The organism is Cnuibacter sp. UC19_7 (assembly GCF_042699995.1).
Taxonomy (GTDB): Bacteria; Actinomycetota; Actinomycetes; order Actinomycetales; family Microbacteriaceae; genus Cnuibacter.
The window spans coordinates 2,463,468-2,478,985 of sequence record NZ_CP170560.1; the positions used below are offsets into that span (position 1 = coordinate 2,463,468).

Below are 15,518 nucleotides of genomic sequence, written 5' to 3' on the forward strand. Positions count from 1 at the left end.
AATCGTGATGAGAATAATAGGCTCCATCCGGTTCCGCAATGGATACGCCGAGCGTAGCGTCGAAGGACCGTGACGACCACTGCTCCACCCTCCCCGCCCACAGAACCCATCGCCGTCCTCTCCTCGGCCCCTCCCTGGCGACAGACGTTCGTCTCGCTCGGGGTGCGCAACTACCGCCTCTTCGCCTCCGCGAACCTCGTCGCCATGTCGGCGGTCTGGATGCAGCGGATCGCGCAGGACTGGCTCGCCCTCGAGCTCACCGGCTCCACCGCGGCGGTCGGCGCGATGTCGGCGCTGCAGTTCGGCCCGATGCTGCTCTTCGGCCTGCTCGGCGGACTGATCGTCGACCGGTACCGCACTCGCACGCTGCTCGTGATCACGCAGAGCCTCTCGTTCCTCACCAGCGCCGTGCTCGCGGTGGTCGTGCTCCTGGGTGTCGCCCAGATCTGGCATGTCTTCGCCGCCGCCCTCGTGCTGGGCTTCGTCACCGTCGTCGACAATCCGGCCAGGCAGGTCTTCACCGGCCAGCTCGTCGGGCCGCGTCTGCTGCCCAACGCGATCAGCCTCAACTCGTCGGGCTTCCAGCTGGGCGGCATCATCGGGCCCGCCGCGAGCGCCGTGCTGCTCGTGAGCGTGGGCGCCGGATGGTCGTTCGCCATCAACGCGCTCGCCTGCGCGGCCACCGTGGTGGCGCTCACACGCCTGCGCAGCTCCGAGATGCACGCGGTCCCGCGGGCTCCGCGGCGGCGCGGCCAGCTGATCGAGGGGCTGCGCTACGCCGCGGCGAAGCCCGCCATCCTCTGGACCATCGTGATCATGGGTGTGCTGGCCGTCTTCTCGCAGAACCTCCCCGTGCTGCTCGCGGGCTTCGCCGACCACGTCTTCGGCACGGGCGCGGGCGGCTACGGGCTCTTCAACACGCTGGTGGCGGTGGGCGCGCTGACGGGTGCGATCCTGTCGACACGTCGGCGCACGGTGCGGTTGCGCACGGTCGTGCTGTCGGCGATCGGATACGCCGCCGCGCAGGCCCTCACCTCGCTGCTGCCCACCGAGGCCGTGTTCGGCGCCGGTCTCGTGGTCACGGGTCTGGGCTGGCTGCTGTTCATCACCTGCGCGAACACGCTCGTCCAGATGTCGACCAACGCCGCGATCCGAGGCCGTGTCATGGCGCTCTACGTCCTGGTGCTCCTCGGCGGCCAGGCGGTCGGCGGGCCGATCATGGGCCAGGTCGTCGAGCACCTGGGTGCGCGCGCGGGGATGCTGCTCTCCGGCGTCATCCCGGTGGTCCTGGTGGGTGTGATCGGCCTGGCCATCGCCCGCCGGAGCCGATCACCGCAGGGTCGGCTCGTCGGCGGCTGACGTTCACCTGGACGACACCCACCCGCGCTATCGTCGCTCGCGATGACGCCTCAGGTGCATGTCCGCTGGGTTCCTCTCCCCACGGGGGAGGACGTCGGTGGCATGCTGCCCCTGCTCACCGAGGAGGAGCGCAGCCGCCACCGCGCGATGAGCGATCCGGATGCCGCCGACCGCTTCGTCACGGGACGGATCGCGGTGAGGCGGCTCGCCGCCGAGCTGGCCGACCCGCCGGTGGATGCCGCCGACGTCACGGTCTGGGCGATCTGCGCCCACTGCGGCGGCCCGCACGGGCGCCCGAACGTCGACGTGGCTCGCCCCAAGGGGCGTCGGCTCAGCGTGAGCATCGCGCACTGCTCGGTGGGCATCGCGGTCGCGGCGAGCTGGAGCGGCCTGGTGGGCATCGACATCGAGCCCGTCGACACCTCGGTCGACGCCGTCTCGGCGATCGCCGCCCTGGTGCCGCCCACCTCGCGCCCGGCCGGTCGCACCTGGGATCCGGTGCAGCACTGGACCCGACTCGAGTCGGTGCTCAAGGCCGACGGCCGGGGCCTCACCGTCGACCCGTCCTCGGTGGTCATCACCGCCCAGGAGGGCGCCATCTCGGCGACCATCGGATCCGACCCCGAGACACCCCGTTACGCGCTGGCGGATGTGCGGCTCGACCGCCGCGTGAGAGCGAGCGTGGCCGTCGCCCCGCGCAAGCCGAGCAAGAAGCGGGTGGTCCCGGTGGTGAGCTGGCGCAGCCTCGAGCTCACCACGACGGCAGAGCGGGCCGACTGAGCCACTCGTCGAAGAGCGTCCGCAACGGCGCGCCCGACACCTCCTCGGCGAGCTGGATGAAGCCCTCGGTGTCCGCCACCCCGTGACGGTGGGCGGTGGTCCAGCGGCGGAGGAGGGCGAAGAAGGCGTCGTCGCCGATCCGCCTGCGGATCTGGTGGAGGGTCAGCGCGCCGCGCTTGTAGACACGATCGTCGAACATCGACGCCGGACCCGGGTCGCCGATGACGATGTCCTCGGGCGCGAGGCGCAGCCGCTCGTAGTGCTGCGTCGCGAGGCCGTCGGCCGAGGCCCCGCCGCGCTCCTCGGACCACAGCCACTCCGCGTAGCAGGCGAAACCCTCGTTGAGCCAGATGTGCCGCCACGACGACACCCCGACGCTGTTGCCGAACCACTGGTGGGCCAGCTCGTGCGCGATGAGCCGGTCGGAGCCGTGCTCGCCGTCGACGTGGTTCTCGCCGAACACCGCCATCGCCTGGGCCTCGAGGGGGATCTCGAGCGTGTCGCGGGTGATCACCACGCCGTACCGGTCGAACGGGTACGGCCCGAACGACTTCGAGAAGAACGAGATCATCTTGTCGAGGCGGCCGAAGTCCTTCGCCCGCCTCTTCTCGAGCTCGAGCGGGTACGCGTAGTCGACGGGCACCTTCTTGCCCTCCGTCCGGCGCGCATAGCGGCCGACCTGGACGGTGGCGAGGTAGGCGGCGGTGGGTGCGTCCTGCTCGTAGACCCAGGTCGTCCGTCCGCTCCTCGTGGAGGTCTTCGTCAGCTCGCCGCTGCAGACGACCGCGTAGTCCTCCTCGGCGGTGAAGCGGATGCGGTAGCTCGCCTTGTCGCCCGGACGGTCGTTGCAGGGGAACCACGTCGACGAGCCCATCGGCTGGGAGGCGACGAGCACGCCGTCGGCGAGCTCCTCCCATCCGATCGGACCCCACGGGCTGCGACGCGGACCGGGCCGGCCCCCGTACTCGATCTCGAGGGTGAACGGGGTGCCACCCGCGATGGTGGCCGGCGGTCGCACCGCGAGCGTGTGCCCGACGTGCGACACCCCCTGCACACGCTTGCCGTCGAGCTTGACCTTCGACGCCTTCAGGCGGGAGAGGTCGAGCTCGATGCGGTCGAGGTCGACGGTGGCGACGGCCTCGATCACGGCGACGCCGTCGAGACGGTTCGTCGGCACACGGTAGTCGAGATCGAGGTCGTACGACGACACCCGGTACGACCAGGTGCCCACCCCCGGGGTGTACGGATCGCCCGAGAACACGACTCCGCGTCCCGTCATCGGGCGGCTCCGGCCGCGCGGTACTCGCGAGTCCGCACCTCGCGCCACGGCCCGATCGGGTTGCCGCTCCAGCGGCTGCCGAGCGGCACCAGCTCGCCGCGCATGACGAGCGACGCGGGGCCCACCGTGCCCTGCGCCGCGATGCGGGCGGCGGGCAGGATCACGCTGTGCGGGCCGAGCGTGGCGCCGGCGTCGAGGGTGACGGTGTCGAGGCTCATGATCCGATCATGGAACAGATGCGTCTGCACCACGCATCCGCGGTTCACGGTGGAGGCGTCTCCCAGCTCGACGAGGTCGGCCTCGGGCAGCCAGTAGGTCTCGCACCAGACACCCTTCCCGATGTTCGCGCCGAGGCTGCGCAGCCACCAGACGAGCGCGGGCGTCCCGCTCGCCGCCTGCGCGAACCAGGGTGCGGCGACCAGCTCGGTGAAGACGTCGGAGACCTCGCTGCGCCAGACGAAGCTCGACCAGAGCGGATGCTCGCCGGCGCGGATCCGCCCGATCAGCGCCCACTTCGCCGCGGTGCTCACCGCGGCGGCGACCGCGCCGGCCGCGAGCATGACGGCGCCGCTCAGCACGACGCCGAGCCACAGCTCGATCGAGGCGAGCGCGGCGAGCGTGAACACGACGCCCAGGCCGATGGCGCACGTGACGACGACGGGCACGAAGCGGCACAGCTCCCACAGCACACGCGCGACGCGTAGCCGGGTGGGCGGGGCGAACGTGCGCGACTCGTCCGTCTCGGCGGGCGCCCGGCGCAGCCGGACCGGGGGAGACCCCAGCCACGACGAGCCCGACTTCGCCTTGCGCGGGGCGCTGGAGAGCACGGCGACGAGCCCGTCGCGCGGAACGCGGTGGCCCGCGGCCGCCATGCCCGAGTTACCGAGGAACGCACGGCTGCCGATCTCGGCGCGGGCCACGTGCATCCAGCCGCCGGCCAGCTCGTAGGAGCCCACGAGGGTGTCGTCGGCCAGGAACGCGCCGTCCTTGACGCGCGTCATCGCGGGCACCAGCAGCACCGTCGAGGCCTCGACGTCCTTGCCCACCTCAGCCCCGAGCATCCGCAGCCACACGGGCGTGAACAGGGCCGAGTACAGCGGGAAGAGCAGCGTACGGGCCATGTCGAGCAGCCGCTCGGTCGACCAGACCTGCCAGCCCACGCGGCTGCGCACCGGATGCACACCCTCCGTCATCCGCAGGCCCAGCAGGCGGGTGAGCAGCAGCACGAGCCCGGCCAGCAGCACGCCCGCGACGATCGTGGCGGGCACGAGGCCGAGGGCCGCGCGGCCGATGGCCTCGCCGAGGGCCTCCGATCCGCGGATGAAGGCCGCGATGACCACCGCGCCGGCCGCGAGGGAGACCAGCGGCAGGAGGGAGAGCACGACGCTCGAGGCGCCATACGCCACGAGCCACCGCGAGCGCCGGGGCGGTCGCTCCTCGGGCCACCATGTGCGCGCCTTGCCCACGCGCTGGGCGGGCGAGCCCGCCCAGCGCTGGCCTGACGGCACCCGCCCGAAGACGCTCGAGCCCGGCGCGATCGCGGCGTCCTTGCCGATCTTCGTGCCCGGCAGCAACGTGCTGCGGGCTCCGATCGAGCTGCCCGCGCCGATGCGCACCTCGCCGATCCGCACGGTGTCTCCGTCGACCCAGTACCCCGAGAGGTCGACCTCGGGCTCGATCGCGGCGCCGCGTCCGATGCGGAGCAGGCCCGTCACCGGCGGGAGCGAGTGGAGGTCGACGTCGTCGGCGATCCGCGCGCCGAGCGCACGGGCGTAGTAGTTGATCCAGGGGGCGCCAGCCAGGCTCACCGCGGCCACCTGGTGCGCGACCTGCTCGGCGAGCCAGAGCCGCAGGTGCCACGATCCGCCGCGCGGGTAGTCGCCGGGCTTCAAGCCCGCGAGCAGGAGTCGGGAGGCCGCGACCGACAGCGCCATCCGGCCGAACGGGGTCGCGAAGAGCACCAGGCCGATGACCAGCAGCCACCAGGGCGCGGTCGGGAGGAACGCGAAGCCGTCCGTCGTCTGCAGCAGCGCGGAGGCGGTGAGGAGGTAGACGAGCCAGCGCAGCCCGGAGAGGATGAAGAGCGGGGCGCCGAGCAGGGTCTGCAGGATGCGCATCCGTCGGGGAGTCTGGACGACGGGTCGGGCGGGCTCGCGGGTATCTGGGCCGCTGCCGCCGGTGCCGTCGCTGTTGCTGCCGTCGTTGTTGCTGCCCTCGGGCAGGCGGGCGGTGAGCTCGGCCGAGAGCGATCCGAGTCGCGGATGCGCGTAGACGTCGGCGACGGTGAACTCGGGATCGATCTCGCGGATCCCGGCGACGAGCTGCGCGGCCGAGAGGGAGCCGCCGCCGAGGTCGAAGAAGTTCGCATCGGGGTCGGTGACGGAGATGCCGAGCACGCGCGTCCACAGCTCGGCGAGGCGCGCGGTGAGCGGGTTGAGCGGAGCAGCATCCGGGTCCTCGTCCGCGACGTCGGCGGGGAGCGGCCAGGGGAGCGCCGCCTTGTCGACCTTGCCCGACGTGCGAGTGGGCAGGTCGTCGAGCACGGCGAGCAGCGGCACGAGGGCCGACGGGAGCTCCGCACGGAGGCGCTGGATCGCGAGCTCGCGGTCGAACCCGGCACGGTCGGTCGCGACCACGTATCCGACGAGGACGGTGTTGCCCGCCGCCGTGGTGCGCACCGTCACCGCGGCGCCCGAGACGCCGGGGAGGTTCTGGAGCGCCGACTCGATCTCGCCGAGCTCGATCCGCCGTCCGCCGACCTTGACCTGGTCATCGGCGCGGCCCTGGAAGACGAGGCCCTCCGCCTCGAAGCGCACGAGGTCGCCACTGCGGTAGGCCCGCTCCCAGCCGAGCGACGGCATCGGGGCGTACTTCTCCGCATCCTTCGCCGGGTCGAGATAGCGGGCGAGGCCGACTCCGCCGATGATGAGCTCGCCGACCTCGCCCTCCGCGACGCGGGCGCCGTCCTGGTCCACCACGGCGAGCGTCCACCCGTCGAGGGGGAGACCGATCCGCACCGGGCCGTCGCCGCCGAGAGGCGCCGCGCAGGCGACCACGGTCGCCTCGGTGGGGCCGTAGGTGTTCCACACCTCGCGGCCGGGGGTGGCGAGCCGCTGTGCGAGCTCGGGCGGAACCGCCTCGCCGCCGAAGATGAGCAGACGCACGTTGTCGAGCGACTCCGTGGGCCACAGCGCGGCGAGCGTCGGCACCGTCGACACCACCGTGATGTCGCGGGTCGTCAACCACGGGCCCAGGTCCATGCCGCTGCGGACGAGCGAGCGGGGAGCCGGCACGAGGCACGCGCCGTGCGCCCAGGCCAGCCACATCTCCTCGCAGGAGGCGTCGAACGCGACCGAGAGGCCGGCCAGCACGCGGTCGCCCGGGCCGAGGGGCTCGTCCTGCAGGAAGAGGCGCGACTCGGCGTCGACGAAGGCGGCCGCCGAGCGGTGCGAGACGGCGACACCCTTCGGGGTGCCCGTGGAGCCGGACGTGAAGATGATCCACGCGTCGTCGTCGGGGGTCGGGGGAGTGACGACGGGGAGTGCCGAGGTGCTCGCGTGCGGCGCGGCGCGGCCGGTGTCGAAGAGGCGGCGTTCTGGGGGTGCGGCCGGAGGGGTCGGGTCTGTGTCGGTCGGGTCCGCGGGGGTCGTGTCCGCGGGGGTCGTGTCGGAGGGGGTCGCTTCGGTCGGGGTGTACACCCCGGATCCGCTGATCACGCCGACCACATGCGCCTCGCCGAACACGAGGGCGGCCCGCTCGTCGGGGTCGTCGACGTCGACGGGTACGTACGCGGCGCCGGCGGCGAGCACCGCGAGGATCGCGACGTACAGCTCGCGCTGGCCCGACGGCATCCGCACGCCCACCCGGTCGCCCCGTCGCACGCCCGCCGCGTGGAGCTCGGCCGAGGTCGAGATGACCCGCGCCATCAGCTCCCGGTAGCTCAGCGATCCCGCCGCATCCTCGAGGGCCGACGCCTCGGGTGCGGCCTCGACGGACGCGCGGAGCACGTCGATGAGCGTGCGAGGGTGCGCCGCGGCGCCGCCCCGGTCGAGGACGGCCTGGTCGACTTCCGCGGCGCCGTTCGTCACTTCGAGCTGGCGGACTTCTTCGCCTTGAGGGCGTCGCGCTCGGCGCGGAGCGACGCCAGCGTGTCATCCGGGAGCTTCGGGTCGACGATGTCGGTGAACGGGCTCTCGGTGTGCGCCTTCGCGTAGGTCACCGAGGCGTACGTGGTCGCGGCGCTGCGCACGCGCGCGGCGGCGCGGACGACCTTCTGCTTGCTCGTGGAGCTGTCGGAGACGGCCTCCGCGTGCTTCTCGAGGGCCTTGACAAGAGCCTTGAGGGCGGCATCGATCTTCTTGGACATGGGGTCATTGTGCACGATGGACGTTAACGCGCGAGTCGACAGATTCTCGCGTGCTGTTCACCGCCGTCGCGTTCGACATTCACCGGCCCCGTCAGTGGAATTGGGGGATGATCAGGTAGAGCCCGTAGAGCACCGCGGCGACGCCGATCGCGAAGCAGACGTAGGCGCCGACGGTGGCGATCGCAGGCCGCTGCTTCGCATCCGCTCCCGTCGCCAGCAGCCGCAGCCCCACGGAGTACGACGCCACGATCGCCACCGTGGCGGCCAGGGCCACGGCGAACACGAGCACGAAGGCGCCCCAGTCGATGTCGATGCTCATGCGCTCGCTCCCGCCTTCTCGTCGTCCTTCTCGCGATCCCTCTTCGCGTCACCGGGTTCTTCGTTGACGTTGTCGTGGTTCACCGGGTTCCTCCTCGAGAGCAGGTAGAAGGTGAGGATGGCCGCGGCGGCGAACGCGATCACGATGAAGAGGCCGATCACGCTGGTGCTCGCCACCCAGGCGGCGACGCCGCCGACGAGCGCCGCGGCCGGAAGTGTCACGAGCCAGGCGATGCCGATCTTGCCGACGACGCCCCAGTGGACCGACGCCAGCTTCCTGCCGAGCCCCGCGCCGACGACCGCACCCGAGGTGACCTGGGTGGTCGACAGGGCGAATCCGAGATGTGAGGACACGAGGATGGTGGCCGCAGAGCTGGTCTCGGCCGAGAAGCCCTGCGGCGACTGGATGTCGGTGATCCGCTTGCCGACCGTGCGGATGATGCGCCAGCCGCCGAGATAGGTGCCGAGCGCGATGGCGAGGCCGCAGGCGAGGATGACCCAGAACTGCGGGCCGCTGTCGCCACCCTGGTAGCCGGCGGCGACGAGGGTGAGCGTGATGACACCCATGGTCTTCTGCGCGTCGTTGGTGCCGTGAGCGAGGCTGACCAGCGACGCGGAGATGGTCTGCGCGTGGCGGAAGCCGGTCTCCGATCCGCGGATGCGCGCATTCTTCGTGATCCGGTAGGCGAGGTAGGTGGCCACCAGGGCGATGAGCCCCGCGACGAGGGGCGAGAACAGCGCCGGGAGCACGACCTTGGAGATGACGACCCCGAAGTTCACCGCGTCGAAGCCCGCCCCGATGATGGCGGCCCCGATGAGCCCGCCGAAGAGCGCGTGCGTGGAGCTGCTCGGCAGGCCCAGGTACCAGGTGGCGATGTTCCAGATCACGGCGCCGACCAGTCCGGCGAAGATCATGACGGGTGTGATGTCGAGACCGTTCGGTCCGGCGTTGATGATGCCGCCCGACACGGTCTTGGCCACCTCCGTCGACAGGAACGCCCCCACGAGGTTCAGCACGGCCGAGATGCCGACCGCCACCCGCGGTTTGAGCGCCCCCGTCGCGACCGAGGTCGCCATCGCGTTCGCCGTGTCGTGGAACCCGTTCGTGAAGTCGAACACGAGCGCCAGCCCGATCACGAGGACCACGGTGATGAGCACGTCGTCCACCGCGCCACCTCCCTTCCCGTGCGGTCGGCCGCAGGTCGGCCGGTGCCTCGCGCCTCGACGCGATCCGCACGAGAACCTGCCTAGCCCTCCCTGCGGCGGGCGGCCCCCGAACGGATGGTGAACACCCGGTGTCGTCCTGTCGCCGCCACCGCTGCGGCACCTGCGGCCGCGAGCACGAGGGCGAGCACGCCGACGGCGAGCTGCGGTGCGCCGCCGCCGTTCGCGGTTGTGCCTGCGCCGAGGCCCGTGCTCGCGAGGGTGCCGGGGCGCGTCCCTGTCGCGGCGCCGGCCGCGCCGCTGCCGCCCGTTCCGGCGCCGGTTCCGGTTCCGGTTCCGTTGGACGAACCGGGTGTCGTGCCGCCCACGCCGCCGCTGCCGGGCGTGACGGCGAGCGGCTCCACGACGATGCGGTATTCGCGCGACACCTCGCCGCCTGCGTTGGTCGCGGTGAGCGTGAAGTCGGCGGGCCCTGCGGAGATCGGCGTCCCGGAGATCTGCACCCCACCGGCGACGCGCATGAGCGTGAGCCCCGCGGGTAGTGCACCGCTGGTGACCTGGACGTCGACCATTCCTGAACCCGTCACGGGGATCGTCGACTCGAACGGGTCACCGACCCGGGCGGTCGACAAGGTCGCCGCTCCCAGCGTGGGCGCGACGGGAGCGGGTGGGGCTGCGGCGACGGAGATCCGATACGTCTCCTTGTCGCTGCCGCCGGGATTGGCCGCCGTGATCGCGACGTCGAAGTCTCCGACTGCGGTCGGCGTGCCGGACAACGTCGCCGTCCGGCCGGTCGACGTGAGCTTCACTCCCGGCGGCAGTGTTGCGGGGTCGGCGGAGAACATGATCGGCTCGTCTCCCGTCGCGGTCAGGGTCTGCGAGAACGGCGTGTTCACCTGCACCGCAGGCCAGCTCGCCGACGGCAGTGTCGGAGCGACCACGGGCGCCGCAGCCACCACCACGTCGTACGCGTTCGTGTAGTCGCCGCCATCGTTCTCGGCTCGAAGCTGCACGTTGAAGCTTCCCGCCGCGGTGGGTCGACCGGTGATCGTGACCACCCGGCCACTGACCGACAGGGTCGTCCCGGGCGGCGGCGACCCTCCGACCAGCGTGATCGAGTGGGGCACACCACCACCGGCAGTCACGGTCGCCGTGTACAGCTCACCCACGACGGCGGGTGCGCTCTCGACGAGCGGCCCGAGCGTAGGCGGTGCCTCGTCGATCGTGATCGTGCAGTTGCGGTCGTTCGACGCCTCCCGGGCGCCGAAGGTCGCGGTGACGCGGAGGGCGAACGTCCACGACCCGGCAGCCGCGGGTGTTCCGGTGATGGCACCGGTACTGGCGTCGATCTTCAAATCGGGGGGCAGGCTGCCGCTCGAGACGGCGAACCGGCTGGGCGCGCTTCCGGACGTCGGCAGCGCCCCCGAGGAGTAGGTCGAGCCCGCCGTCCCCTTGGCCGAAGGGCAGGCGGTGATCGCGGGAGGGACGAGCAGCTCCATCGCTGCGAGGAAGTTCGATCCGCCGGACATCCAGAGCCTGGCGCCGATGACGGCCACATCGGACACCCGTGATGTGACCGGCCCATACGTTCCTGTGGTGCCGTCGGGGAAGACGGCGAAGAGCCTCTGGTCGGAGAGCGAGGCCCAGAGGGTCCCGTCGGGAGCGACATCGAGCGAGTCGACGACCGTACCCGCGGGGAGCGGCGTGCGGTTCCACATCGACGAGGTCCCGGCCACGGAGACGTGATAGACGCTGTCGCTGGCGGTCATCCAGACGGTGCCATCCTTCACCGCAGCGACGCGTCCCGCCGACAGCAGCCCGTCGGGGTTGGGGATGCGCACGTAGAGGTTGGTCGCGGGATCGACGAAGCCGACGTACTTCGTGTTGTACTCGGCAAACCAGACCCGGTAGCTGCCTGGATCCGCATCCAGGTCGAGAACGGACTCTGGGAGGTCGATGAAGTCCTCGAACGACCCATCGGTTCCCATCCTGACGACCCCGGTGAACCCGGAGCTGGCTGCCGCCCAGATCGAGCCCGAGCCTTCGGCGAGGCTGCCGGGATCGACGTCCTTCCCGCCGGCCGGATACGCGCCCTTCAAGCTGATGACGGCATCGAGTCCTCGCCCCGGGGCGTACACGCCGATCTTCTGAAAACTGGACAGCCACAACCTACCGTCGGATCCGGCGGTGATGCTCGAGATGCCCCCCATCCCCGGCAGCGGTCCGAAGACATTGAGGTGCTCGCCTGCAGCGCTGTACTGATGCAGGTACGGGTCGAGGCCCTCCGCCACCCAGATGGTCCCGTCCGGCATCGTGACGATGTTCGACGGGTTGGCCATGGCGTTGAGGTCCGTGTACACGCGGATGTCGCCGGCGGCCGCCTGGGCGGGCACTGCGGCGACGAGCGCGCCGGCCGCGACGAGAGCGCCGGCGAGCACGGCGGAGAGGGCACGGGTCAACTTCACGACGGATCCTCGCTTTTCGATGAGTGATCGTCAGGTTAGTCCACCTCGCCGACATCGGGCAAGGCGGCCATCCCGCAGCACTCAGCGCGTCGCGGGAGGCCAGACGTACGGGAGATCCGGCGCCACATTCGGGAAGAGGGGTGCGTAGAACTCGGGATCCTTGCGCACGAGGTTCGAGCGGTGGCTGCGGTGAACGGACTCGTCGCCGATCCACGGCGGCAGCTCGAGGTCCTCCTGCGCGACACCGTCGACCTCAGGCGCGAACGCGACGACCTGCGGCCGCACGGTGTCGGCGAAGCCGGCCGCGATCCAGGCGTCCGTCATCGCGAGGGAGTACGCCGCGAGCGCCGGCACGTACCCGCGCCACATCTTCGCGGCGGGGTGGTGCCGCCAGCCGTAGTCCGGCACCGTGATCGCGCGAAGCACCTGCAGCGCCTCCACCCTCTGCTTGCCCAGCCGCCGCGGATCGAGCACCGCGGCGCTGCGCGTGAACGACGCGTAGGGGAGGAAGGTCTGCACAACCCAAGCCAACCCCGGATCCATCCACGGGGCACGTGATGTGATTGAGGATTGCTCGCCTACACGCTACCGTCATCGCACGACCCGAAGGAGGTGCACGATGGGAACCCTTCCCCCCAAGCCGACCAAGGACTGACGTCCGGTCTACAGCCCCGGGAGCGGGCGGCCGAAGTGGCGTGCGAAGTGCTCGTCCTCCATCGGAGGCGAGTCGATCGCGGTCGAGTCGTCGACGGGTTCGGCGTCGCCGATCCAGTCGCGCAGCGCCTCGCCCGACACGACGTGCGGGCCCGCCTGGCGCGCCGCTCCCGGGGCCTCAAGGCGCTTCAGCACGGCGGAGAGCGATCCGGAGGAGGCGACGAGCACGACGTTGCCGAGCTCGGTGTTCGACACCATCTGCGGCTCGATGAGCGCGGCGACCGAGGGCAGCAGCGACGCGAGGGTGGCCGCCTGCGCGCGCGTGTACTCGAAGCCCGGACCGTCGAGCAGGTTCACCACGAGCAGCCCGCCAGGCGCCAGCCGCTCGGTGACCAGCGCGTAGAACTCGCGGCTCGCCACCCGCGCACCGATGAGCGCTCCGCTCCACAGATCGACGATCGCCACGTCCGCCGCCTCGGGCCAGCCATGCGCCTCGGCCTCGGCGGCCACGGCGCGCGCATCCCCGTACGCGATCGACACCTCGGCACCCGACGGAAGGGGCAGCGCATTCAGCACACCCTCGAGCAGCTCCTGCTCGCGCTCCACCACGAACTGCGGCGACTCCGGGCGGGTCGCGGCCACGTACCGGGGGAGGGTGAGCGCCCCCGCGCCCAGGTGCACGACGGTGAGGGGGGCGGATGCGGGAGCGGCCGCGTCGAGGATCCTCCCGATCCACTGCGTGTACTCGAACGACAGCGTCCGGGGTTCGAGCAGCGAGATCCGCGACTGGGGGATGCCGTCGACCGAGAGCTCGTACACGTCACGGCGCCGCCCGATCCGCTCGAGCGCCGCCACGGCGTCGCCCACCTCCAGGACGAAGACCACGTGTCGCATCCGTCGATGATAGTGAAGGAGACTCACCCCGCACATCCGCCGAAGCTCACCCGTATGGGGTGGTGCTCACTCCCTCCCGCCACGCCGCCGAGCTATGGGATGATGCGCGGATGGACGCCCATCAGATCCGCAACTCCTACCTCGCCTACCTCAAGGACAGAGGGCACGTCATCATCCCGCGCGCGAAGCTCGTGCCGCAGGGCGACCGCTCCACCCTGTTCACGGGCAGCGGGATGCAGGCGCTCCTCCCGTACCTGCTCGGGGAGGAGCACCCCGCGGGTGTGCGGCTCACCGACAGCCAGCCGTGCGTGCGTGCGCAGGACATCGACGACGTGGGCGACAACCGTCACACCACCTTCTTCGAGATGCTCGGGAACTGGAGTCTGGGCGACTACTTCAAGGAGGAGCAGATCCGGCAGTTCTTCGGGTTCCTCGTCGACGTCGTCGGCCTCGACCCGAACAAGCTGTACGTCACGGCGTACATCGGCGACGAGTCGCGCGGCATCCCGCGCGATGAGGAGGCCGCGCACATCTGGCAGACGGTGTTCCGTGAGCGCGGCATCGAGGCGGAGATCGTGGCGATGGGCAGCCAGGCGGATGGCGACGCCCGCGGCGTGAACCCCGGCGAGCGCGTCTTCTACTACGACGGGGGAGAGAACTGGTGGTCGCGCGGCGGGTCGCTCGAGGGCACCCCGATCGGCGATCCCTGCGGGCCCGACAGCGAGGTGTTCTACGACTTCGGTCCGGAGCACCACGACGCGTCGTACGGAAAGGCGCACCCCGCCTCCGACAGCGGCCAGTTCATGGAGATCGGCAACGAGGTCTTCATGCAGTACCACCGCCTCGAGGACGGCTCGTTCGAAGAGCTCACCCGCCGCAACGTCGACTTCGGCGGCGGCCTCGAGCGCATCGCGGCCGCGGCGATCGACTCGCCGGATGTCTTCCGCATCAGCCTCATGTGGCCGATCGTGGCGAAGCTGCAGGAGCTCACCGGCCGCGCCTACGAGGACGAGACCGTCGCGATGCGCATCATCGCCGACCACCTGCGCGGCGCGACGTTCCTCGCCGTCGATGGCGTGCGTCCGTCGAACAAGGAGCAGGGCTACGTCATGCGGCGCCTGCTGCGCCGCGCCATCCGTCAGGCGCTGGCGCTCGGGCTCAACGAGAACTTCTTCGTCGAGATCGTGCCCGTGATCGCCGACCTCTACCAGGACGACTACCCCGAGGTCGCGGAGAGCCGCGACGAGGTGATCGCGGTGCTCGTGAAGGAGGAGACCTCCTTCCGCCGCACGCTGGAGGCCGGGCTCGAGATGGTGGCCGAGTACGCGGGCAGCACCATGACCGGGCGCGACGTCTTCCGCCTCTCCGACACGAACGGCTTCCCCAAGGAGCTCACGCTCGAGGAGGCCGGGCGCCTCGGCATCCCGGTCGACCCGGCCTGGGAGGCCGAGTTCGAGGAAGCCCTCGAGGAGCAGCGCGCCCGCTCCCGCGGTGCCACCACGCTCGGCGCGGCGGGCCTCCCGGGAGGCGCGACCTCCTAGCGCCCGCACGGATGTGACACTCGTGGCGACCTCCGGATGCGGAAGGTCGCCACGACTGTCAGATCCGCTTCACCGTCAGATCGCGGGCCCGGACTCCGTCGACGGCGGGACGACCGTGCGGTGGAAGTTCTGGAACGAACGGCTCGCGGTCGGGCCGCGCTGGCCCTGGTACCGCGACGAGTACTCCGCCGATCCGTACGGACGCTCAGCCGGGCTCGACAGCTGGAAGAAGCACATCTGCCCGATCTTCATCCCCGGCCACAGCATGATCGGCAGGGTCGCGACGTTCGACAACTCGAGCGTGACGTGCCCCGAGAACCCGGGATCGATGAAGCCCGCCGTGGAATGGGTCAGCAGCCCGAGCCGACCGAGCGAGCTCTTCCCCTCGAGGCGCGCCGCGATGTCGTCGGGCAGCGAGACCAGCTCGAGCGTCGATCCGAGCACGAACTCGCCCGGGTGCAGGATGAACGGCTCGTCGCCCTTGGTCTCGATCAGCCGCGTGAGGTCGGGCTGGTCGGCGGCGGGGTCGATGTAGGGGTACTTGTGGTTGTCGAACAGCCGGAAGAACCGGTCGAGTCGGACGTCGACGCTCGAGGGCTGCACCATCGACTCGTCGAGAGGCTCGAGGCGGATGCGCCCCTCCGCCAGGCGGGTGCGGATGTCGCGGTCGGAGAGCAGCACGCGCCCAGCATAGCGAG

The 15,518-nt window shown here is 71.1% G+C and carries 12 protein-coding genes; 3 read left to right on the plus strand and 9 right to left on the minus strand.

What is annotated here, in order from left to right:
* Positions 1-69 precede the first annotated feature (69 nt).
* A complete protein-coding gene (locus tag ACFJGV_RS11760) occupies positions 70-1,359 on the plus strand; it encodes an MFS transporter (RefSeq protein WP_378144129.1) in 1,290 nt (429 codons plus the stop codon).
* A 42-nt stretch (positions 1,360-1,401) separates the two neighbouring features.
* A complete protein-coding gene (locus ACFJGV_RS11765; RefSeq protein ID WP_378144130.1) occupies positions 1,402-2,139 on the plus strand; it encodes a 4'-phosphopantetheinyl transferase family protein in 738 nt (245 codons plus the stop codon).
* Here ACFJGV_RS11765 and ACFJGV_RS11770 read toward each other — a convergent pair.
* The 8 genes from ACFJGV_RS11770 to ACFJGV_RS11805 form a co-directional block, all read right to left on the minus strand.
* Positions 2,111-3,418, minus strand: coding sequence for a M1 family metallopeptidase (locus ACFJGV_RS11770; RefSeq protein WP_378144132.1), 1,308 nt, complete (start codon positions 3,416-3,418; stop codon positions 2,111-2,113). The two genes, ACFJGV_RS11765 and ACFJGV_RS11770, sit on opposite strands and share 29 nt — an antisense overlap.
* Positions 3,415-7,506, minus strand: a complete 4,092-nt coding sequence (locus ACFJGV_RS11775; RefSeq protein WP_378144133.1) for a Pls/PosA family non-ribosomal peptide synthetase — start codon at positions 7,504-7,506, stop codon at positions 3,415-3,417. Before ACFJGV_RS11775 ends, ACFJGV_RS11770 begins: the two co-directional genes overlap by 4 nt.
* Complete coding sequence (locus tag ACFJGV_RS11780) at positions 7,503-7,784, minus strand: hypothetical protein (RefSeq protein ID WP_378144134.1); 282 nt, start codon at positions 7,782-7,784, stop codon at positions 7,503-7,505. The genes ACFJGV_RS11775 and ACFJGV_RS11780 overlap by 4 nt, the downstream gene beginning before the upstream one ends.
* A gap of 91 nt (positions 7,785-7,875) precedes the next feature.
* Complete coding sequence (locus ACFJGV_RS11785) at positions 7,876-8,103, minus strand: hypothetical protein (RefSeq protein WP_378144135.1); 228 nt, start codon at positions 8,101-8,103, stop codon at positions 7,876-7,878.
* A complete protein-coding gene (locus tag ACFJGV_RS11790) occupies positions 8,100-9,269 on the minus strand; it encodes an anion permease (protein WP_378144137.1) in 1,170 nt (389 codons plus the stop codon). The genes ACFJGV_RS11785 and ACFJGV_RS11790 overlap by 4 nt, the downstream gene beginning before the upstream one ends.
* A gap of 80 nt (positions 9,270-9,349) precedes the next feature.
* The gene (locus ACFJGV_RS11795) at positions 9,350-11,731 is read right to left on the minus strand and encodes a putative Ig domain-containing protein (protein ID WP_378144138.1); all 2,382 of its coding nucleotides are present in this window, start codon (positions 11,729-11,731) and stop codon (positions 9,350-9,352) included.
* Between the two features lie 81 nt (positions 11,732-11,812).
* The gene (locus ACFJGV_RS11800; protein WP_378144139.1) at positions 11,813-12,250 is read right to left on the minus strand and encodes an MSMEG_6728 family protein; all 438 of its coding nucleotides are present in this window, start codon (positions 12,248-12,250) and stop codon (positions 11,813-11,815) included.
* 144 nt (positions 12,251-12,394) lie between these two features.
* Entirely contained in the window at positions 12,395-13,279 is an 885-nt protein-coding gene (locus ACFJGV_RS11805) for a spermidine synthase (protein WP_378144140.1), read from the minus strand.
* Between the two features lie 110 nt (positions 13,280-13,389).
* Here ACFJGV_RS11805 and ACFJGV_RS11810 point away from each other — a divergent pair, with 110 nt between their 5' ends.
* Positions 13,390-14,820, plus strand: a complete 1,431-nt coding sequence (locus ACFJGV_RS11810; RefSeq protein ID WP_378144141.1) for an alanine--tRNA ligase-related protein — start codon at positions 13,390-13,392, stop codon at positions 14,818-14,820.
* Positions 14,821-14,895: 75 nt separating this feature from the next.
* Here the strand turns inward: ACFJGV_RS11810 and dcd are convergent, their stop codons facing one another.
* A complete protein-coding gene (gene dcd / locus ACFJGV_RS11815; protein WP_378144142.1) occupies positions 14,896-15,501 on the minus strand; it encodes a dCTP deaminase in 606 nt (201 codons plus the stop codon).
* Positions 15,502-15,518 lie beyond the last annotated feature (17 nt).